Here is a 19886-nt window from a genome sequence, read left to right as displayed (position 1 = left end):
ATGACAAGTGCCCGGCAAACGCCTCGCGCGATACGTACGAACGGCCGATGAATACGGAGCGTCACGGCCTGCCGGTGAGCAATTCCCCGAGTGCTTCGAGCACGGGCTCCAGCACGCGCACCTCGATGCCCGCGCATTCGGTGATCCCGGCACCGACGACCTCGAAGCCGCTCAGCCCGCGAAGCATCGCCACCAGACGCTCGATCGTCAAGCCACCGGGCTCCGGGTAGTTCAGGCCGTCGAACTCCCCCGGATCGAGCACGTCGAGGTCGAGATGGACGTACACCTTGTCCGCGCCGGCCAGCCCGGCGGCGACATCGGCGGATTCGACCACCAGCCCGCGATCGACCGCGGCCTGCTCGGCCTCGTCGAAGACCCGCGTCCCGGCGAGGACGACCCGGCCCGGTTCGACCGGCGGGTTCGCGGCGAAATCCGGGTCGCCCTCGCCGAGCAGCGACCGCAGCACCATGCCGTGGAAGGCGCCCGACGGCGACGTCTCCGCGGTGTTGAGATCCGCGTGCGCGTCGAACCACGCGACGCCGAGACCGGGGCCGAAGCGATAGCGCGCGACCCCGATCGGGACGAGTTCGACACCGCAGTCGCCGCCGATGGTGAGCACCGGCCCGCCCGGCGCCTCCAGCGCGGCGAGCTGCGCCGCCCGGTTTTCACCGACGAGGACGGCACGGTTGGCGACACCGTCGACGACCGGCGAGGTCTCACGGGTCTGGCGAATGTGGTGCACCGGCACGCCCAGGACGTGCCCCGCCAGCTCGGCGAGCGCGACGCAACCTTCGGGCAAGTCGGGCGCACGCTCGGTCAGCGCGCCCTGAAACTGGGGTACGGCGTTGATCAGCACCCGACCACGTTAGTGGCTGAAGGGGACTTTCCCCGCATTGAATCAGGGCTGGGCGCGTAGCGCCTCTGTTGAGGGTGGTGGCGGGGGCATGGATGGAGCGGTGAAAGTCCCCTTCGGCTCACGTCACTCCAGGACCAGCAGCAGGTCTCCGCCTTCGACCTGCTGGACGGCGTTGATCGCGCGCCGCGACACCTTGCCGCCGGTGGAAGCGGTGATCGACGCCTCCATCTTCATCGCCTCGATGGTCGCGACCGTCGCACCCGCCTCGACCTCGTCGCCCTCGGACACCTGCAACGTGACCACGCCCGCGAACGGCGCGGCGATCTGCTTCGGGTCGGACTTGTCGGCCTTCTCCGTCGCCGGGATGTCGGACGCGATCGAGGTGTCGCGGACCTGGATCGGGCGCAGCTGGCCGTTGAGGGTGGACATCACCGTGCGCAGGCCGCGCTCGTCGGCCTCACCGATGGCCTCCAGCTCGATCAGCAGCCGGACACCCTTTTCCAGGTCGACCGAGTACTCCTCGCCCGGGCGCAGCCCGTAGAAGAAGTCCTTCGACGGCAGGACCGACGTGTCGCCGTACTGCTCGCGGTGCGCCTCGAAGTCCTTCGTGGGCCCGGGGAACAGCAGCCGGTTCAGGGTCGCGCGCCGGTTCTCGGCCAGCCCCTTGCGGTCCTCTTCGGACAGTTCCTGCACCGGCTTCGGCTTCGCGCGGCCTTCGAGGGCCTTGGTACGGAACGGCTCCGGCCAGCCGCCGGGCGGGTCGCCCAGTTCGCCGCGCAGGAAGCCGATCACCGAGTCGGGGATGTCGAACTTGTTCGGCTCCGCCTCGAAATCCGACGGCGAAACGCCCGCGCCGACGAGGTGCAGCGCGAGGTCACCGACCACTTTGGACGAAGGCGTGACCTTGACCAGATGCCCGAGGATCTTGTCCGCGGCCGCGTACATCGCCTCGATGTCCTCGAACCGCTCGCCGAGGCCGAGAGAGATCGCCTGCGTGCGCAGGTTCGACAGCTGGCCGCCGGGGATCTCGTGGTGGTACACCCGACCGGTCGGCGACGAAAGCCCCGCCTCGAACGGCGCGTAGATCTTGCGCACGCTCTCCCAGTACGGCTCCAGGTCGCCGATGGCCTGCAAGTCCAGCCCGGTCGGCCGGTCCGAGTGGTCGGTGGCGGCGACCAGCGCCGACAGCGACGGCTGCGAGGTCGTGCCCGCCATGGACGCGACGGCACCGTCGACGGCGTCGGCCCCGGCCTGGATCGCGGCCAGGTAGGTGGCCAGCTGGCCACCGGCCGTGTCATGCGTGTGGATGTGCACCGGGAGGTCGAACTCCTTGCGCAGCGCGGAAACCAGCCGCGCCGCCGCCGGCGCCCGCAGCAGGCCCGCCATGTCCTTGATGGCCAGAACGTGCGCCCCCGCGCCGACGATCTGCTCCGCCAGCTTGAGGTAGTAGTCCAAGGTGTACAGCTTCTCGGCCGGGTCCGAGAGGTCAGAGGTGTAGCAGAGCGCGACCTCGGCGACCGCGGAACCGGTCTCGCGGACGGCTTCGATCGCCGGCCGCATCTGCTCGACGTCGTTGAGCGCGTCGAAGATCCGGAAGATGTCGATCCCGGTCGCCGTCGCCTCCTCGACGAAGGCGTGGGTCACCTCGGTGGGGTACGGCGTGTAGCCGACCGTGTTCCGGCCGCGCAGCAGCATCTGCAAGCAGATGTTCGGCACCGCTTCCCGCAGCTTCGCCAACCGCTCCCACGGGTCCTCGGCGAGGAACCGCAACGCGACGTCGTAGGTCGCGCCGCCCCAGCACTCCAGCGAAAGCAGCTGCGGCGTGGTCCGCGCGACGACCGGCGCGACGGCGAGCAGATCCTTCGTCCGCACGCGGGTGGCGAGCAGCGACTGGTGCGCGTCGCGGAAGGTCGTGTCGGTGACGCCGATGGTCGGCGACTCCCGCAGCCAGCGGGCGAAACCGTCCGGGCCGAGTTCGGTGAGCTTCTGCTTCGAGCCGGGCGCCGGTTCGAGGCCCTTGGGCAGCTTCGGCAGTTTGACCTGCGGGTCGAGGGTGCGCGGACGCTCGCCGTGCGGCTTGTTGACCGTCTTGTCGGCGAGGTAGGTCAACAGCCTCGTCCCGCGGTCGGCCGAATGGCGCGCGGTGAGCAGATGCGGGCGCTCCTCGATGAACGAGGTCGTGACACGCCCTTCGCGGAAGTCCGGGTCGTCGAGGACGGCTTGCAGGAACGGGATGTTCGTGGCCACCCCGCGGATCCGGAACTCGGCGACGGCGCGGCGGGCGCGGCCGACGGCGGTCTTGAAGTCGCGGCCGCGGCAGGTGAGCTTCACCAGCAGCGAGTCGAAGTGCGCGCTGATCTCGGTGCCGGAGAACGCGGTCCCGCCGTCGAGGCGGATGCCGGAACCGCCGGGCGAGCGGTACGCGCTGATCATCCCGGTGTCCGGGCGGAAGCCGTTCGCGGGATCCTCGGTGGTGATGCGGCACTGCAGGGCGGCGCCGCGCAGGTACACCTTGTCCTGCGAGAGCCCGAGGTCGTCGAGTGTCTCGCCGGAGGCGATGCGCAGCTGCGACTGGACGAGGTCGACGTCGGTGACCTCCTCGGTCACCGTGTGCTCGACCTGGATCCGCGGGTTCATCTCGATGAAGACGTGGTTGCCGTCCTTGTCGAGCAGGAACTCGACGGTGCCGGCGTTGCGGTAGCCGATCTGGCGGGCGAACTTGACCGCGTCGGCGCAGATCCGATCCCGCAGTCCGGACGGCAGGTTCGGCGCCGGGGCCAGCTCGATGACCTTCTGGTGCCGCCGCTGGACCGAGCAGTCGCGCTCGTAGAGGTGGATCACGTTGCCCTCGCCGTCGGCGAGGATCTGGACCTCGATGTGACGCGGCTCGACGACGGCCTTCTCGATGAACACCGTCGGGTCGCCGAACGCCGACTCGGCCTCGCGCGCGGCGGCCTCGATGGACTCGCGCAGCTGCGCGGGGTCCTGGACGCGGCGCATCCCGCGTCCCCCGCCACCGGCGACGGCCTTCACGAAGACCGGGAAGCCGATCTCTTCGGCCGCGGCGATCAGCGCGTCGATGTCGGAGGACGGCTCGGAGGAGCCCAGCACCGGCACCCCGGCCTCGCGCGCGGCCTTGACCGCGCGGGCCTTGTTCCCGGTCAGCTCCAGGATGTCCGCGCTCGGTCCGACGAAGGTGATGCCTTCTTCCTCGCACGCGCGCGCGAGGTCCGGGTTCTCGGAGAGGAAGCCGTAGCCGGGATAGACGGCGTCCGCGCCCGCCTTCTTGGCGGCCGCCACGATCTCCTCGACCGACAGATAGGCCCGCACCGGATGACCGGGTTCGCCGATCTCATAGGCCTCGTCGGCCTTCAGCCGGTGGAGCGAATTGCGGTCTTCGTGCGGGAACACAGCCACCGTGCCCGCGCCGAGCTCGAATCCGGCGCGGAACGCGCGGATGGCGATCTCACCCCGGTTGGCGACCAGTACCTTGCGGAACATGCCGGTCCTTCCCATCTTCGGATCGGTAGGTGAGGCACGTTACCTGTTCGGTCCCGGAGGGCGGGAGTTGTTGCCCAGGTGATGGACGTCATCCCCGCTTGAGTTGCGCGCCCGGACTCTGGAGCAACCTGTTCGCGGTACCCGCGTGGACCCCGGTCAGCACGTCGACCGAAGCGGTGTCCACGAGCGCCTTCGCGACGTCCGCCGCGGAGACCGCGGGGTTCAGGGCGCGGTACAGCGCGGCCACCCCGGCGACGTGGGCGGCGGCCGACGACGTCCCGCTGAGCACCCGGTCGCCGCTGCCCCCGGCGTTGGGTCCCGGCACGTCGACGCCGGGAGCGAACAGGTCGACGACCTCGCCGTAGTTCGAGGTGGAACCGACCTGGTCGCTGGCGTCGGTCGAGCCGACGGTGAGCGCTTCGGTCACCCTGCCGGGTGAGAACTGCCCCGCGTCGGTGGCCTCGCCGCCCGCCGGAAGGGCGACCGGGACGACCGCCGCGAGCGCGCGGACGGCGGTGTCGAGCTGGTCGTTGGCCTTACCGCCGATACCGAGGACGGCGACCGCGGGCTGCTGTGCGTTCTGCGTCACCCAGTCGATACCCGCGATGATCTTGTCCGTCGACCCGCCGCCCTGCGCGTCGATCACCCGGACCGGGACGATCTGCGCGGCCTTCGCGACGCCGTACGTCCTCGACGCGGCGACCCCGGCCAGGTAGGTGCCGTGGCCGTTGGTGTCGGAGGTGTCCGTGCCGCCGTTGAGGAAGTCCTTGCCCGGCTTCACCCTGCCGTCGAAATCCGGATGCGCCGCGTCGACGCCGCTGTCGATCACGTAGACCGTGACGTCCTTGGCGTCGGTCTTGTAGTGATAGAGCTGATCGAGGCCCGTTCGCTGGTCGATCCGGTCCAGTCCCCAGTTCGGCGGGTTCTGCTGGACTTCCGTCGCGGAGGCTGGTTGCGCCAGAAGCACCAAGAGGGGCAGCGCGGCCATGATCCGTACCAGTCGAATGAACATGCCTTGGGCCTACGCCTGTAACCCGCGGGCGGCAACCTCAACCACTCGATCGGCTGGGTCCTGTCGGAGGTGTCCGCTGACCGTCGATTCCGGGAAGCAGACCAGCGCGTCGAAGGCGTTGACGACGTCGACAGCGTTGAACATGTGCGCGTGACGGATGGTCTGGGGCCCCTCGGTTCCGCGTCGCGTGCGGAGGTTCACCAGCCCGGGCCCCTCGGCTTCGACGCTGCCGTCCGCCGGTGCGTCGAGTTCTTGGCGGTACACGGTGAACCCGAGCCGCGCGGCGGGATCCGGCTTGAGGCCGGTGGTCTCGCCCTCGACCGCGGTGAGCGCCAGCGCGAAGTAGTCGTCACCGAACTCGGCCGCGAGATGTGTTCCGGCCGAGGGCGAGGTGAGCCCGGGGAACGGCGAGAACGGCACACGCTGCAAGTGTCCGTTGTGGAGCATCACGACGATCTTCGTGTCGTCGCCGTGCAGCCGCCTGATCAGCCGCACGGTTTCGGCCAGATACAGGTCGCGCGAACCGCTCTGCAAGGCCGGAGCGTCGCCGGACATCATCGCGGCCACCTCGGCGAGATAGGTGTCGAGACGCAGCGCTCCTTTGGCGTGGTGCTCCGCGACGGCCGTGTTGCCGTACACCGGGCGCAACGAGGTGAGATGTGTCTTGAGCCTGGTGAGCGCGGCGGTGGCCCTGTCCCTGGCGGCCGTGTCGAGGGCGGCGTACTTGGCCGGGGATTCCGCGCTGCTGACCGACGCGTACCCCGCGGTCGCCTCGATCGCCTCGTCCACCAGTCGTTTCGCCGACCCGTCCACAGTGGACAGATAGGCGCGGACGGCTTCCAGCGACCGAACGGGCGAGCCCGCGGAACTCGGCACGTCGAGGCCGAAGTACCGGACGTCGCCGCGTTCGCGAAGCCAAGTCAGCATTTCGTGCGCCTCGGGCGACTCTCCGAGCGAGAAGGTGAAGCCGTCGCGGCCGACGTCGGCGACGTCGCCGGGAGCGCCGTTCAGCCAGTCGTCGACGAGCTTCCCCTCGGCGAAACCGGACTCGAAACCGACCACGCGGAAGCCGTGGTGTTCGACGAGGTGGCGGAGCAAACGATTGCGCAGGTCACCGAACTGGTGGATGTGGTGGTTGTTCTCACCGATGGCGACAATCTTGGCGTCCCCGATGAGTTCGGCGATCTTCGCTGGGTCTGACATACTGAGCAGACTAACGCAACAGGAGTAGCAATTGGCAACCTCCGGTACCCAGCGCCCCGGCGGGCGGACCGAACGCACCCGCCTGGCCGTCCTGCACGCCACCCTCGACCTGCTGGCCGAACGCGGCTTCAGCGAACTGACCGTGGACGCGGTCGCCGAGCGGTCCGGCGTGCACAAGACGACGGTGTACCGGCGGTGGTCGTCAGCGGACGGCCTCGTCGCCGCCGCGCTGCAAATGGGTGCGGAGGACGACTGGAAGGCGCCCGACACCGGATCTCTCGAGGACGACCTGTACGAGGTGGCCGCCGAGGTGGTGCGGTACTTCACCGAACCGGCACTGAAGGAACTGCCGACGGCGTCGGTACTGGCGGCCTTCCAGTCGCCACCGGCGGCCGAGGCACTCCACGAGTTCTATCAGGACCGGCATGTGCGGATGGCGCCGATCACGGAGCGGGCCGTCGCGCGGGGCGAGGTTCCTCCCGGCACGGATGGCGACGAGATGGTGCGCGCGGTGTGCGGGCCGATGTTCTACCGGCTGTTCTTGTCGCGGGAGGGGGTCACGGTGGCGGACGCGCGAGTGACAGCCCGGGCGGTGGCTGTCGCGGCGCGGGAAGGCGCTTTTGTGCGGGATGCGCGCATTTAGTCGACTACTTGCGGAGGTGATCGGCCGCGAGCAGTCGACTACTTGCGTGAGTCGAGGCGGCGAGTCGACCAGGGTGATCGCGAGTGGCGTTTCGGGTTCTGGCGGGGTGCCAGTGGCCGTCCCCGCTGCCAGGCCGGGTCCCTCACAGTCCCGCACGACAGTCCCGGTGACCACCAGATTCAGAAGGGATGTGTGGAAATAGGGACACTCAATCCAGGTCCTCGATCGAATCCGCCTCGGCGACCATGCCCGCCACCACCGACAACGCCTTCGCGCCGACCGGAATCCCCAGGTCAACCCGGCCTTCGATCAACTGGCCGAGACCGATGTCCTCGACCAGCCGCAGCACCGGCACCAGCCCTGCGCACGACACGAGCCCCGCATCATCGAACCTCACCGACACTGCCGAGGGGGTATGAGATGATCGCATCCAGCAGATGCCCTCTCGCTAGGTGGTTTTTGTTCCGTCGCAAGAACAATCATCCCAAGCCAGAGGGCATTTGCGTACCCGGACACACCCCAACCACACCGGTGGATCCAGGCTCAACGTCCCTATTTCCACACACCCCATCCGGCATCACCTTTGCCTTACCCCGCAATAGAACGTTGAACGTCCCCCATTCTCCGTTGATCAAGGTCTGAGACCGGCAAGACTCGGTGCTGGTGGGCACGTCTGGGGTCCGGGCATGCCGAGGGGCCCGTCGCCGGTGTGGCTGGCGGGCTCCTCGGATCAGAGTCAGGCAGGGAGGGTGTTGCGCCGGGATCTTCGCAACGGATCCAGATATTGGGGCGGAATGAACTCCGGCAACCCGTCAGGGGCTATGCGGACTTCCCAATCACCATGATGAATCAGCCGGTGATGGAAAGAACAGGCCAGCACTAGATTCCGCAGATCGGTCGGTCCGCCATCTGCCCAATGATGAATATGGTGGGCGTGACAGTTCTTGGGCCGTCGGTGGCAGCCGGGGAACGCGCACCCCCGATCGCGGATGTTCAACGCTCTCCGTTGGCCTGGGGTGACGAACCGCCTCAGCCGCCCCACATCTAAGGGCTCCCCGGCAGCGTTGAGGACCACCGGCAGCATCAGACAATCGCAGGCCGCCATCCGTGCGTCGCGGGCGGTCATCGTGCCGACGAAGTCGAGGCAGGCCGTTCCGAGGCCGGTTTTGAGTTCGTCGAGGCCGATGGTGACGTGCACGAGGGTCCGGTAGCCGTTGGTGCCGGGCTGATCGGGGCAGGCGACCGCGAGGTCCACGAGGTCGACCCAGGCGTCTCCCTGCCGTTCGGCTTTGGTGCGTAGGTCGGCCTGACCGAACTCATCGACCGGGCGAGGCTTCGCATAAGCCTCCAATGCCGCCGCGGTCCGAGCCCCGGACTCGTCATCGAGCAGGCCCTTCAGATTCCAGAAGCCGTCTTTGCGGCGTTGCAGGGTCAGTTCGCGGCGCGGCTGGGCAGGTTCGGGGTCCTTCGGTTCCTTGCCGTCCGGGTCGAGCCATCCCAGCAGTTGCTCTCCGAGTTCCGACACCTGCCGAGGACCCGCCTTCCGGGCCAAGTCGGCGAGTGTCTTCTCCGCATGCTCCCGATTCTCCACCGGCACTTCGGCGGGGATCTGCCGCAAGATCTCCAGGATCTGTTTGATCCGTTCCTCGCCGATCGCACCCTCCGCCGCCGCAGCAGCAGTCGCGGGCGCGAACGCCGGGATCTCCGTGCCATCCAAAGCACGCGTCGGATTCAAATCAATCGCACGATTCACATACGGCCGCGCCTCACCAACAGACAACCCGGCGATATCGGCGAACCACGAAACCGTCGTCCCATAACCGTACAAGTCTTTCACGCCACGAGACTCGACCTCCGCCAAATACTGCCCCAGCCCGGCGGACGCAACCCGCATCACCTGCAAGAACTGCTGCACGCCATGGGCAAGCTCCAGCTTGCCAGCGCGCCACAACTCCTGCGGCAACTCGGGAAGGATCGTCTCGGACACACCCCCACAATACCGCATTTCTGTCGAACATGTGTTCGTAATTTTACGTTACCGCGAACCGGCACATTTACCACTGAAGGGTGATTTGACACCGAAAGGCCGCTACCGCCGCGTGGTTGAGGACAGTTTTACCGTCAACGCCAACGACTTCCAGGACCAGACTGGCCTCTTCGTGTCGAGAGAGGGAGCCCGTCATGACCGAAGAAGTCCGGAACCGGACGCTGGAAATGCCTCGCCAGCTCAAGTTCGTCCGCGTCTTCCTCTGGATACAGGCGGTCCTCAACCTGCTCGTCAGCGCGCTCGTGACGTCTCTCGCGATCAACGAACTCGACCACGGCAACGAGGAAGCCGGGCTTTCCCTGGCGTTGGCGGTGCTCGGTTTCGTGGTCGCCGTCGTGCTGGTCGCGTGCGCGGTGCGGATTTCCCGTGGTTCGCCCTGGGTGCGGCCGACGGTCATCGCCGTGGAAGGGCTGTCCGTGGTCATGGGGGTGATCAGCCTGGTCAGCGGCGGGGCGGTCACTCAGCTGATCGGGATGGCCATCGCCGTCGCCATCATCGTCACGCTCAACAAGCCCGAGGAACGCGCCTGGTTCACCCGCTGACGAGGTCGATCCGGTAGCGCACTTCGGAAAGCAGGACGTCCTCGCCGGGCATGGTGTCGGATTTCGTCGCCCCGTCCGGCACCCATCCCGCGGCCGAATAGAAGCGCTGGGCGCGCACGTTGGAATCGAGTACCCAGAGCGTCGCCTCGCGGTGTCCCGAATCCCGCAGCGCGGCGACGGCGGTGTCGAGCAACAGCCTGCCAAGACCGCTGCCCCAGCGCTCGGGCGCGAGGTAGATCGCGCGCAGTTCGCCGCGGATCCGGTCGACGGCGGTGAAGCCGTGGACCGTGCCGTCTTCGAGGAGGACCAGAATGTCGCCCTGGTTGGCGGGATCGGTGAGGATCCGCTGCCACCGGGCGGCTCTGCCCTCGACCGACAGATCACGCAGGTAGATCTCGGGCAGCAGGCCCTGGTACGCCGACTGCCACGACCGGACGTTCACCTCGGCGATGGGCCAGGCGTCGTCGACGGTCGCGGTGCGGATCGTGGCCATCGTCAGGCCTTTGCCTGCTTCCTGAACGCCGCGAAACCGGTGACGGCGGCGAGCGCGAGTACCGCCCCCAGTGCGATCCCCCAGCCCACGCCGGTCACGGACGAACTGCTCGGCATCCCGTAGAACAGCACGCACACCATGACGATGCCGCCCCCGGCCACGCCGCCGAGGAACGCGATCCCGAACGCCGCCGGCCGCAGAAGCGCGCCGAGCACCGTCCCGATCAGGAGAATCACCGAGACCATGAGATAGCTCGCGGCCTCATCGGCGCGACTCGACGAGTAGTCGATCAATTCGCCCGCTTCGATCGCCAGCCCGGTCATGGCAACGAGAGCGAGAACGAGGGCCACCACGGCGAACCGGTCACGGGGTTTACCCAGTCCGAGCCGGAAACTCCGATCACGCCGCACCGCCACCAAGGCGCAGACGGCCGCGATGAGCAGGCACCCGTCGGCGAGTACGAAGACAGCCGAACCGAACGGGATCGTCATGAGCAGCGCCAGCCCGCACAGCCACCCTGGACCGATCATCCGGCGCGTCATCGGAGCGAACATCGCGACCACCCCACCGAGAGCGAGCGCGATGAGCGGGATCGCGGTCCAGCCGCCGTCCTCGAAGAAATCTTCCACGCTGCTGCTGAGCGTGGACGCGATGACCACCAGGTAAATCGCGGCCGCGATCGCGAACCCGCCAGCCACGCGGGTGAACGGATCGACCTTGGCCCGCGAAACCGTGGGTGCGGGCACCGGTGGAAGAACGAGAACCGGCTCGGGTTCCGACGAAGGCGCAGGCGCAGGTTCCGGCGAGGGCTCGGGTGCCGGACGCGTCTCCGGTTCCTGGACGATCTGCCCCTCGACCCGTACCACCAGTTCCCCGGTCGGCCCGGTCACGGTGATCCGCCCGTCGAACGCCCCGATCTCCATCAGGTCGAGGGAAATCTCGGCCCCGTCGGCGACTTCGGTCACCAGCAGCCAGGTATGCGACGACGCGAAGCGGCAGGCCCGCGCGATCGGCGGCCCCTCCAGCCGGATCCTCGCCACCGGACGCGATCCTCGGACGACCTCGCCGAAACGCACCACATCGGACTCGGCGCGCACTCGCGCCTCACGGCGGGCCAGATCGGCGGCCTCAGCGAGATGCTGGATGTCGGTCTGCGCCATCGTGGTGAGGACTTCGTGGGCGCCGATGGCGACGGAGAGGTTCTCACTCGTCAGCCGCCGCTGGAGTTCCGTCACCGCGCCGAGGCGGGTGAACATGTTCGGATCCTCGCTCGCCGCGCGCAGATCGGCCGGGACCGGTGCCGGTTTGATCCGGCGGCGCCTGCTCCGCGCCAGGTACAGCTCGCCCTGCATCTCGATGTCGCGGCTGGGCGTCTGGTTCGGGTTTCGCTCGCGGACACTGTCGAACAGGTAGTCGTAAAGCTCGCTGAGCGCGATCCAGCCGTCTTCGTCGCGGTCCGCGTCGCCCGTCCGGAGACCGTCGACCAGCGCCGAAGTGAACACCGACGGCCGGACGTGGTCGTCGGCGAGATGATCACCCTCGAAGGCGTACTCGATGGAGTTCGACGCGGTGATCACCGCACGGCCACGGCCGCCGAAACCACCGCCGGGGAACGCGTCGAGCACGTTGGCCTCACCGGAGGCGCGCACCGCGACCCCCTGGCTGAAAGCGCCGCCGTAGCAGCAATCCAGCAGGAGAACGATGCTCCGCGACCGGCTCATCCGCATGCAGCGCTGCACGAAATCGGCGGGAACGGCACTCGACGCCAGCCGTTCCGGCCGGGTGTTGCGGGCGGCGAAGAACAGCTCGCCCGACTCGCTTTTCAAGCCATGGCAAGAGAAATGCACGAGCAGGACGTCGTCCGCCGCGCTGTCGGCGAACAGATCCTCGACCCGGCTCGCGATCACGTGCGCGGTCTCGTCGCGGACCACCTGGACGTCAAACTCGCTGATGTTGCGGTCGGCGAGGACTTCGGCGAGCGCCTCGGCGTCGGCCGCCGGGGACCGCAACGCGCTCAGCCCGGGGTTGTCGTACTCCCCGTTCGCGATGATCAAGGCACGGCGCTCGCCGGTCATGACGCCGAATGCCTGCTCACGAAGAGATCGACGAGCTTGTCCTGATCGGTGACGCTCGCTTCGGACAGCTCCAGCACGTCGCCGTCGATCTCCAGCCGTACCGTGCGCTTCACCCGCCCGCCGCGCGAAAGCCACTCCCGCACGGCCGCGACGACCGAGCGCAGGCCGTCGGCGGACTGTCCCAGCGTGACCAGCAGTCCGCCCACCGTCGCGACGTCGAACGTGCGCGAGCCGGGCGGCGCCGGACCGGCGGGAAGCGCCTTGACGTCGGCCACCCCGCGATCGATCAGTTCACTTCGGAGGTACCCGGTGAGCTGGTCGACGCGCTCGGCGTCGGCCCCGTCCTCACCGAGCTGGACACGAACCGCTGACGTCATCCCCGGCCTCCCTCGCCCGCACAGAACGAGGCTGTGCAGAACAAGGGAACCCCTCGGCCCGCCCGGCGACAAGGTCCGATCGGGCAGAGATGTTCATGTCAGCTTTTTTCCAGATACTCCACGCGATCTTCGTCGACGACGTCGGCGATCATATGCGCCAGCCCCAAGTAATTCCCCAGAGCCGGGTCCTTCTCGACGATTTCCAACGCGCGGGCCCTCGCTTCGGCGATGACGTCCTCGTCGCGCAGCAGCGACAGCAGTTTCAGGGTCGACTTCTTCCCCGACTGCGCGGCACCGAGGATGTCGCCCTCTCGGCGCAGTTCCAAGTCCATTCTGGACAGTTCGAAACCGTCCGTTGTGGACTCGACGGCGGCCAGCCGCTCGCGGGTCGTCGTCCCGTCCAGGGTTTCGGTGACCAGCAGGCAAAGCCCCGGCACGCTGCCCCGGCCGACCCGGCCGCGCAGCTGGTGCAGCTGGCTGATGCCGAACCGGTCGGCGTCCATGATCACCATCGCGGTCGCGTTCGGCACGTTCACGCCGACCTCGATCACGGTGGTGGCGACGAGCACGTCCAGATCGCCCCTGGAGAACGCCTGCATCACGGCGTCCTTGTCGTCACTGGGCATCCGGCCGTGCAGGACGCCGATCTTCAGCCCCTTCAACTGTCCTTCGGCCAGCTCGGGGGCCACGTCGAGGACCGCGAGCGCGGGCCGCTTGTCGCCCTTGTCCGACGCCGGTTCGTCGCCGATGCGCGGGCAGACGATGTAGGCCTGGTGTCCCTTGCCGCATTCCTCGCGGACCCGCTGCCACGCCCTGTCCAGCCACGCGGGCCGCTCCGCGACCGGCACGACCGAGGTCGCGATCGGCGACCGGCCGACCGGCATCTCGCGCAGCGCGGAGATCTCCAGATCGCCGTAGACGGTCATCGCGACCGTGCGCGGGATGGGCGTCGCCGTCATGACGAGCACGTGCGGACTGGTCTCGTCGGAGCCGCGGGAGCGCAGCGCGTCCCGCTGTTCCACCCCGAAACGGTGCTGTTCGTCGACCACGGCCAGGCCGAGGTCGGCGAAGGACACCGTGTCCTGGATCAGCGCGTGGGTGCCGACGACGATCCCGGCTTCGCCGCTGACCGTCTCCAGCAACGCCTTCTTGCGTTCCTTGGCGCCCATCGAACCGGTCAGCAGGGTCACCCGGGTCGCCTTCTCCGCGCCACCGAGTTCACCGGCCTGTCCGAGGTCGCCGAGCATCTCGCGCAACGACCTCGCGTGCTGCGCGGCGAGAACCTCGGTCGGCGCCAGCATCGCCGCCTGCCGCCCGGAATCGACGACCTGCAACATCGCGCGCAGCGCCACCACAGTCTTGCCGGAACCGACCTCGCCCTGGAGCAGCCGGTTCATCGGATGCTCGGTGGACAGATCCCTGGCGATCTCCTCGCCGATCTCCTGCTGGCCCGACGTCAGCGCGAACGGGAGCCGCTTGTCGAAGGCATCGAGGATGCCGCCCTCGGTGTGCGGACAGGCTTTCGCGGGCCGGGAGACCAGCGAATGCCGTCGCTGCGCGAAAATCAGCTGCACCGCCATGGCCTCGTCCCATTTGAGCCTGTCGCGCGCGGAGTTCAGCGCCTGCCAGCTCGACGGACGGTGGATGCCGCGCAGGGCGCTTTCCAGGTCGGGCAGGCCGTACCGCGCCAGCAGCTCCATCGGCATCGGGTCCTCGTCGACCTCCAGCACGTCCAGCACCTGCCGTACGGCCTTGGCGATCACCCAGGTCGGGATCCCCTGCGCCGCCGGGTAGACCGGGATGATCTCGGCGAGGAAGTCGTCCATCGCCTCCGCTTCCCGGTCGGCTTCGAACAGCTCGTACTCGGGGTTCGCCAGCTGCAGGACGTCGCGGAAGGCGGTGACCTTGCCCGCGAAGAGCCCGTTCTTGCCGGGAAGCAGGTCCTTTTCGCGCCAGGCCTGGTTGAAGAAGGTGCACTGCAAACGGCGTTTGCCGTCGGTGATCACCATTTCGAGCAGTGTGCCGTTGCGGGCTTTCATGCGGCGCTTGTTGACCCGCTCGATACGCGCCATCACGGTCGCGTGCTCACCGAGTTCGAGTCCGGCGATGTCGGTGAGCTGGCCGCGTTCGGCGTAGCGGCGGGGATAGTGGCGCAGCAGGTCGCTGACCGTCTCGATCTTGAGGCCCTTGGCGAGCGCCTTGGCCGTCGCCGCGCCCACGACCAGCTTGAGGTCCGCGCGCAGGTTCGTCATGCGGTCACTCCACCCCCATCAGCAGCACGGCGTCGGGCTGGCCGCCGGCGTAACTCGTCAACTCGATCTCGGGATGTTCCAGGCGGAGCTGATCGGCGACTTCGCCGGGCAGCCGGACCGGCACGTCGACACCGGTCAGCACGGTGACCAGCTCGCCGCCGAGGGCCAGCATCCGGTTCAGCACGCTGACCGCGGCCGCGACCAGGTTCGTCTCCGAGGCGGGCGCGGGCTCGATCAGCACGACCTCGCCGTCCACGAGGCCGACGACGTCGCCTGCCTGCGCCCTGCCCACCCAGGTTAGCGACTCCTCCTGCGCGATCCGCAGCTCGCCACGCCTGGTGGCGGCGGCCGCTTCCGCCATCGCGACGACGTCGTCGTTGGTACGGCGGTCCTTGTCGTGCACGGCCAGCGCCGCGAGCACCTGAACGGGGGACACGCACGGGATGACGACGACGTCGCGGTCCGCTGCCATCGCGTGGCTCGCCGCCGCGTCGGCGGCCGCGGTCAGCCGCTGGCCGCCGGGGAGGACGGTGACGTGGTGCCCGGCGGCCTCGTTGATCAGGCCCAGCATCTCTTCGACCGTCGGCGAGGCCCCCGGCGGCACGGACAGCACCGCGACGCCCTCGGCCCGCAGCAGTTCGGCCAGCGGCCCGCCGTGGACCACGGCGACCACCGAGCGGTCGATACCGCCGCCGACCTCGACCGGGGTGGGCGTGATCAGCGGCTCGACCCGGACTTTCCGGGGACGGCCCAGCTCGATCCCGGCCTCCAGCGCCGCGCCGATGTCCGCGCAGTGCACGTGGACGGCGAAGCTGCCCGCACCGTCACCCGCCACGGTGACGCTGTCGCCGAGGCCGCTGAGGGTCTTGCGCAGCGCGGGGAGGCTTTTCTCTTCGACGCCGTCGAGCAGGTACATCACCTCCCAGGCCGTCGGTGCCTCGATCGTGTGGTGGTGATGCGCCTCGAGCGGGTGTTCCGGCTCGGTGACTCCGCCGGAGATCACGCCGGACAGGGCGTCGAGGACCGCGACCAGGCCGCGGGCACCCGCGTCGACCACTCCGGCCACGGCCAGGACGGGCAGCTGCTTGGGGGTCTCCTCCAGGGCCTCGGCGGCGACCCGGGCGGCGAGCACGGCCACCTCTTCGAGTGACCCGGTCGCGTCGCGGACGGTCGCGGCGACGGTGTGGAGGACGGTCAGGATGGTCCCGGCGACCGGACGGCTCACCGCGCCCGTAGCGGCCCTGTCCGCGCACCCGAGCGCCTCCGCGAGCCCGGGTCCGTCGAGCTCCCTTGCCGCCGCCGACTCGGCGATCCCGCGCACGACCTGCGACATGATCACGCCGGAGTTGCCCTTGGCCGCGGCGACCGCGCCCTTGGCGAAGGCCGACAGCGCCTCGGCGGTGGTCACGGGCTCGGCCTCCGCGAGCGCGTCGCGGGCCGCGGTCATGGTGAACAGCAGGTTGGAGCCGGTGTCGGAGTCGGCGACCGGGTAGACATTGATGCCGTCGATCACCGGCCGCAGCACCGACAGGCTGCGCACACAGGCCGCCGACCAAGCCGACACCGCCGCCACGTCCAGCACCCGCACGCCGTAACCTCCTAGCTGTTCCAGCGAGGGTATCGACCCGGTGCCGGAGGGCTCTGAGCCACTGGTTACTATGGTCGAGTTGCCCAGCATGCTGGGCGCATCATTCTTTGTCCCAGATCCAGAGGAGTTCGACGTGGCTGCCGTGTGCGACGTCTGTGGCAAGGGACCGGGCTTTGGCAAGTCGGTCTCGCACTCCCACCGGCGTACCAACCGCCGGTGGAACCCGAACATCCAGACTGTTCACGCCAAGATCGGTCTGTCCCAGCGCAAGCGCCTGAACGCCTGCACCTCGTGCATCAAGGCGGGCAAGGTCGTTCGCGGCTGAGCAAGGTTTTTGGGGAATGGCGGGTGCTCTTCGGAGCACCCGCCATTTTTTATGCGCGCGTTTCGTCCTCTGGTTGCGGTAGTTGCGCGTGCAACTACCGCAACCAGAGGACTACTTGCGGCGAGGTTGGGGTCTCGTGGCGCGCGAGAAGCGCCCTTCGCTCCCATGAAGACATGAAGGTCCCCTTCCTTGCGCATAGGTACAGGGTCCCGGCAAAGTCGAGGTCTTGCAGGTCAGGCGGCTGTTCGTCGCCTGTGTGAGGCTGACGGTGAAGGAATTGGGACGTTGAGTGTCCCAATTCCTTCATCGTCAGCGGGCACACCGGTTGCGGAGCCCCCTTGAGCGGGGAGGATTCCGGACGTTGGACGTCCGGAATCCTCCCCGCTCGACCCTTGCGGGCATCAGCGATGCCAAGCCCGGATTACCAAGAGCACCGCTGACCAGCAGCCCTGCGACTTTGCCGGGACCCTTGCGCCTAGGTACAGGAAGGAGTCCTTCACGTACTTGGGGGTTACCTCAGCCGTCACAGTTACCACGACCGTCCCGGCAGTCACGTGGCAGCGCGCGAGAGACCTTTCGCAACCAGAGGACTACTTGCGGCGGAGGGTCAGGGAAGCTTCCAGTCCACGGGGCCGGCACCCTGGTCGGCGAGCAGCTGGTTCGCCCGGCTGAAGGGACGCGAACCGAAGAACCCGGAATGCGCCGAAAGCGGGCTCGGGTGGGCCGACTCGATGCACGGCACCTTCCCCAGCATCGGCTTCAGGTTCCGCGCGTTGCGGCCCCACAGGATCGCCACCATCGGCTCGTCCCGCGCCGCGAGGGCCTTGATGGCCTGCTCGGTGACGTCTTCCCAGCCCTTGCCCTGGTGCGAGTTCGACTTGCCGGGCTGGACCGTCAGCGCCCTGTTGAGCAGCAGGACACCCTGGTCGGCCCACGGCGTCAGGTCGCCGTTCGACGGCAACGGGTGCCCGAGGTCCTCGCAGTACTCCTTGTAGATGTTGATCAGGCTCTTCGGGATCGGCCGGACGTCCGGCGCCACCGAGAAGCTCAGCCCGACGGCGTGCCCGGGCGTCGGGTACGGGTCCTGGCCGACGATCAGCACCCGTACGTCGTGGAACGGCTGCTGGAAGGCCCGCAGCACATGTTCCCCGGCCGGGAGGTAGGTCCGGCCCGCGCCGATCTCCGCGCGGAGGAACTCCCCCATCGCGGCGACCTGCGGCGCCACCGGTTCGAGGGCTTGCGCCCAGCCTGCTTCGACGATGTCCTGCAGCGGTCGTGCGGTCACGGCGAGCGAGCTTACTCAGGCCGGTCGAGGCCTGTTTTTCCGGTGGGCTGAGACGCCGGTCACCGGCGTGTGCGGCTTGTCGTATTCTGGTCGTAGCGGAGAACGATGTTCGGGCAAGGAACGTCGCGAACTCCCGTCGGACGCCTGCCCGGTCTAGCAGGTTTGCGACATGCGGTGTTCCGCCTGACCTGTCTGCGACCGGGTCACCCGGGGCCGGAACGCCCAGGCATCACCACGCACCACCCGCACACCAACCCTGACCGGCTGGTGGGGACGCCTCGGGACTCGTCGGCAGGTGAGGGCTGGGCTGTGCCGTTCGAGAGCTTCTTCGTCCGTCTGCTCGGGATGTCCGTTCCCGCACTGCTGGTGACGGCGGGCATCCTCCTGCTGGTCTTCCTCGCGGGCTGGCTGACCCAGCGTCAGCAGTTGCACAACGGCAAGGGTGCCCCGTTCAAGATCAGGCTGCCCTTCTATCACGTCGAATCGGGACAGCCGGACGAGCCGGAACCACCGGAGAAGCCCGACGCCTAGGGTCGCGTGACTGGATGGCGAACACGCGTGATTGGACGGCGATCTCGCGTGACTGGACGGAGAACTCGCGTGATTAGACGGCGATCTCGCTAGTCCAGCCGCCGGAGTTCGACCCGGAACCGGGCCGCCCGCTCGACATACCCGTCGACGACGAGTTTGATCAGGTCCGGCCCGAACGACGTGTTCGGCCGCGTCTTCGCCGGGACGCCGAGCGCGATGTGCCCACTGTCCACATGGGACCCGTAGGAGAGAACCGCGCCCGCGCCGACCATCCCGCCGTCCTCGACGACGGTTCCGTTCAGCACCACCGATCCCGACGCGATCAGGCAGCCCTCGCCGATGCGCGCGCCCTCGATGTGCACGGAATGCCCGACGGCTGAGGACTTCCCGATCACCGTCGGCTCCTTACGCGTGCAGTGCACCACGCAGCCGTCCTGGACGTTGGACCGCTCGCCGATCTCGATGTAGCCGTGGTCGCCCCGCAACACCGTCTGCGGCCACACCGACGCGTACGCCGCGATGCGGACGTCGCCGATCACCGTCGCGTCGGGATGGACGTAGGCGTCCGGGTGGATCGAGGGTTCGAGGTCGCCCAGTGCGTAGATCGGCATGTGTCTCCTAAACCAGCGCCTTGCCGAAGCAGATGCTTTCCGGCTCGTCCTTGTAGTACCCGAAACCCGGCATCTCCCGGTAACCCGCCGATCCGTACAGCGCGATGGCCTCCGGCTGTTTGTCGCCGGTCTCGAGCACCATGCGCAGCCGCCCGGCCTCGGTGGCCGTCCGCTCCAGGCCGGCGAGGATCGCCCGCGCGATCCCTCGCCCCCGCGCCGAGGCCATCACGAACATGCGCTTGATCTCGGCATCGCCGGGCAGCAACGGCTCGGGGCCCTCATGCGATCGCCAAGCGCCACACGCGACCGGGACGTCATCGAGGTACGCGGCCAGGAACACCCCTTTCGGCGCGGCGAACTGTGCCGCGTCCATCGGCGTCTCGTCTTCGCCGCCGTACCGGGCGGCCAGTTCGAGCTGGGCCTCGGCCAGCAGCTTCACCGCGTCGGGGTGGTCGTAGGGCAGCACACGAAGGTCCATGAGCGCGAGATTAGCGAGCGGCCAGGCAGCGGGGAAAGCAGAATTGGCCCAAGCGGATGTGACGTGA

18 protein-coding genes are annotated in these 19886 nt (G+C 68.4%); 4 read left to right on the top strand and 14 right to left on the bottom strand.

Annotation, left to right across the window (positions count from 1 at the left end; genetic code table 11):
* Positions 1-61 precede the first annotated feature (61 nt).
* From ACLARN_RS05095 to ACLARN_RS05080, 4 genes are all read right to left on the bottom strand, one after another.
* Entirely contained in the window at positions 62-856 is a 795-nt protein-coding gene (locus tag ACLARN_RS05095; protein ID WP_409490114.1) for an arginase family protein, read from the bottom strand.
* Positions 857-979: 123 nt separating this feature from the next.
* Positions 980-4357, bottom strand: a complete 3378-nt coding sequence (locus ACLARN_RS05090) for a pyruvate carboxylase (protein ID WP_409490113.1) — start codon at positions 4355-4357, stop codon at positions 980-982.
* Between the two features lie 88 nt (positions 4358-4445).
* Positions 4446-5345, bottom strand: coding sequence for a S8 family peptidase (locus tag ACLARN_RS05085; RefSeq protein WP_409490371.1), 900 nt, complete (start codon positions 5343-5345; stop codon positions 4446-4448).
* Between the two features lie 33 nt (positions 5346-5378).
* Complete coding sequence (locus ACLARN_RS05080; protein ID WP_409490112.1) at positions 5379-6572, bottom strand: erythromycin esterase family protein; 1194 nt, start codon at positions 6570-6572, stop codon at positions 5379-5381.
* A 31-nt stretch (positions 6573-6603) separates the two neighbouring features.
* On the opposite strand from ACLARN_RS05080, the gene ACLARN_RS05075 reads away from it, so the two are divergent.
* Positions 6604-7215: a TetR/AcrR family transcriptional regulator gene (locus ACLARN_RS05075; RefSeq protein WP_409490111.1), complete on the top strand. Its 612-nt coding sequence runs from the start codon at positions 6604-6606 to the stop codon at positions 7213-7215.
* 208 nt (positions 7216-7423) lie between these two features.
* Here the strand turns inward: ACLARN_RS05075 and ACLARN_RS05070 are convergent, their stop codons facing one another.
* Together ACLARN_RS05070 and ACLARN_RS05065 are read right to left on the bottom strand one after the other, a co-directional pair.
* Positions 7424-7618 (bottom strand): hypothetical protein, encoded by a 195-nt coding sequence (locus tag ACLARN_RS05070; RefSeq protein WP_409490110.1) that lies wholly within the window; start codon positions 7616-7618, stop codon positions 7424-7426.
* Positions 7619-7951: 333 nt separating this feature from the next.
* Positions 7952-9202: a DUF222 domain-containing protein gene (locus ACLARN_RS05065; RefSeq protein WP_409490109.1), complete on the bottom strand. Its 1251-nt coding sequence runs from the start codon at positions 9200-9202 to the stop codon at positions 7952-7954.
* 194 nt (positions 9203-9396) lie between these two features.
* Between ACLARN_RS05065 and ACLARN_RS05060 the strand changes: the two genes are divergently transcribed.
* Positions 9397-9804, top strand: coding sequence for a hypothetical protein (locus ACLARN_RS05060; RefSeq protein ID WP_409490108.1), 408 nt, complete (start codon positions 9397-9399; stop codon positions 9802-9804).
* Here the strand turns inward: ACLARN_RS05060 and ACLARN_RS05055 are convergent.
* The 5 genes from ACLARN_RS05055 to ACLARN_RS05035 form a co-directional block, all read right to left on the bottom strand.
* On the bottom strand, positions 9794-10297 hold the full coding sequence (locus ACLARN_RS05055) for an N-acetyltransferase family protein (RefSeq protein WP_409490107.1): 504 nt from the start codon (positions 10295-10297) through the stop codon (positions 9794-9796). The two genes, ACLARN_RS05060 and ACLARN_RS05055, sit on opposite strands and share 11 nt — an antisense overlap.
* A gap of 2 nt (positions 10298-10299) precedes the next feature.
* Entirely contained in the window at positions 10300-12372 is a 2073-nt protein-coding gene (locus tag ACLARN_RS05050; protein WP_409490106.1) for a caspase domain-containing protein, read from the bottom strand.
* Positions 12369-12749 (bottom strand): hypothetical protein, encoded by a 381-nt coding sequence (locus ACLARN_RS05045; protein ID WP_409490105.1) that lies wholly within the window; start codon positions 12747-12749, stop codon positions 12369-12371. The genes ACLARN_RS05050 and ACLARN_RS05045 overlap by 4 nt, the downstream gene beginning before the upstream one ends.
* 98 nt (positions 12750-12847) lie before the next feature.
* On the bottom strand, positions 12848-15001 hold the full coding sequence (recG, locus tag ACLARN_RS05040) for an ATP-dependent DNA helicase RecG (RefSeq protein ID WP_409490104.1): 2154 nt from the start codon (positions 14999-15001) through the stop codon (positions 12848-12850).
* 4 nt (positions 15002-15005) lie between these two features.
* Positions 15006-16589 carry a DAK2 domain-containing protein gene (locus ACLARN_RS05035; RefSeq protein WP_409490103.1) on the bottom strand — a complete coding sequence of 528 codons (1584 nt, stop codon included), beginning with the start codon at positions 16587-16589 and terminating at the stop codon, positions 15006-15008.
* Between the two features lie 133 nt (positions 16590-16722).
* Here ACLARN_RS05035 and rpmB point away from each other — a divergent pair, with 133 nt between their 5' ends.
* Positions 16723-16914 carry a 50S ribosomal protein L28 gene (rpmB, locus tag ACLARN_RS05030; RefSeq protein ID WP_007031450.1) on the top strand — a complete coding sequence of 64 codons (192 nt, stop codon included), beginning with the start codon at positions 16723-16725 and terminating at the stop codon, positions 16912-16914.
* Between the two features lie 607 nt (positions 16915-17521).
* On the opposite strand, the gene ACLARN_RS05025 is transcribed toward rpmB, so the two are convergent.
* Positions 17522-18199 carry a uracil-DNA glycosylase gene (locus ACLARN_RS05025; protein WP_409490102.1) on the bottom strand — a complete coding sequence of 226 codons (678 nt, stop codon included), beginning with the start codon at positions 18197-18199 and terminating at the stop codon, positions 17522-17524.
* A gap of 309 nt (positions 18200-18508) precedes the next feature.
* Here ACLARN_RS05025 and ACLARN_RS05020 point away from each other — a divergent pair, with 309 nt between their 5' ends.
* On the top strand, positions 18509-18730 hold the full coding sequence (locus ACLARN_RS05020) for a hypothetical protein (RefSeq protein ID WP_409490101.1): 222 nt from the start codon (positions 18509-18511) through the stop codon (positions 18728-18730).
* Between the two features lie 89 nt (positions 18731-18819).
* On the opposite strand, the gene ACLARN_RS05015 is transcribed toward ACLARN_RS05020, so the two are convergent.
* Together ACLARN_RS05015 and ACLARN_RS05010 are read right to left on the bottom strand one after the other, a co-directional pair.
* On the bottom strand, positions 18820-19341 hold the full coding sequence (locus ACLARN_RS05015; RefSeq protein WP_409490100.1) for a gamma carbonic anhydrase family protein: 522 nt from the start codon (positions 19339-19341) through the stop codon (positions 18820-18822).
* A gap of 7 nt (positions 19342-19348) precedes the next feature.
* Positions 19349-19819 (bottom strand): GNAT family N-acetyltransferase, encoded by a 471-nt coding sequence (locus tag ACLARN_RS05010; RefSeq protein ID WP_409490099.1) that lies wholly within the window; start codon positions 19817-19819, stop codon positions 19349-19351.
* Positions 19820-19886 lie beyond the last annotated feature (67 nt).

This window comes from Amycolatopsis sp. cmx-11-12 (assembly GCF_046269425.1).
Classification (GTDB): Bacteria; Actinomycetota; Actinomycetes; order Mycobacteriales; family Pseudonocardiaceae; genus Amycolatopsis.
This window is presented reverse-complemented; position numbering and strand designations above follow the sequence as displayed.

Excerpts from the sequence above, each read along its gene's own strand:
- ACLARN_RS05090 (WP_409490113.1), bottom strand. The coding sequence starts at position 4,357 with ATGTTCCGCAAGGTACTGGTCGCCAACCGGGGTGAGATCGCCATCCGC.
- ACLARN_RS05085 (WP_409490371.1), bottom strand. The coding sequence starts at position 5,345 with ATGGCCGCGCTGCCCCTCTTGGTGCTTCTGGCGCAACCAGCCTCCGCG.
- ACLARN_RS05080 (WP_409490112.1), bottom strand. The coding sequence starts at position 6,572 with ATGTCAGACCCAGCGAAGATCGCCGAACTCATCGGGGACGCCAAGATT.
- ACLARN_RS05060 (WP_409490108.1), top strand. The coding sequence starts at position 9,397 with ATGACCGAAGAAGTCCGGAACCGGACGCTGGAAATGCCTCGCCAGCTC.
- ACLARN_RS05055 (WP_409490107.1), bottom strand. The coding sequence starts at position 10,297 with ATGGCCACGATCCGCACCGCGACCGTCGACGACGCCTGGCCCATCGCC.
- ACLARN_RS05050 (WP_409490106.1), bottom strand. The coding sequence starts at position 12,372 with ATGACCGGCGAGCGCCGTGCCTTGATCATCGCGAACGGGGAGTACGAC.
- ACLARN_RS05045 (WP_409490105.1), bottom strand. The coding sequence starts at position 12,749 with ATGACGTCAGCGGTTCGTGTCCAGCTCGGTGAGGACGGGGCCGACGCC.
- recG (WP_409490104.1), bottom strand. The coding sequence starts at position 15,001 with ATGACGAACCTGCGCGCGGACCTCAAGCTGGTCGTGGGCGCGGCGACG.
- ACLARN_RS05015 (WP_409490100.1), bottom strand. The coding sequence starts at position 19,341 with ATGCCGATCTACGCACTGGGCGACCTCGAACCCTCGATCCACCCGGAC.
- ACLARN_RS05010 (WP_409490099.1), bottom strand. The coding sequence starts at position 19,819 with ATGGACCTTCGTGTGCTGCCCTACGACCACCCCGACGCGGTGAAGCTG.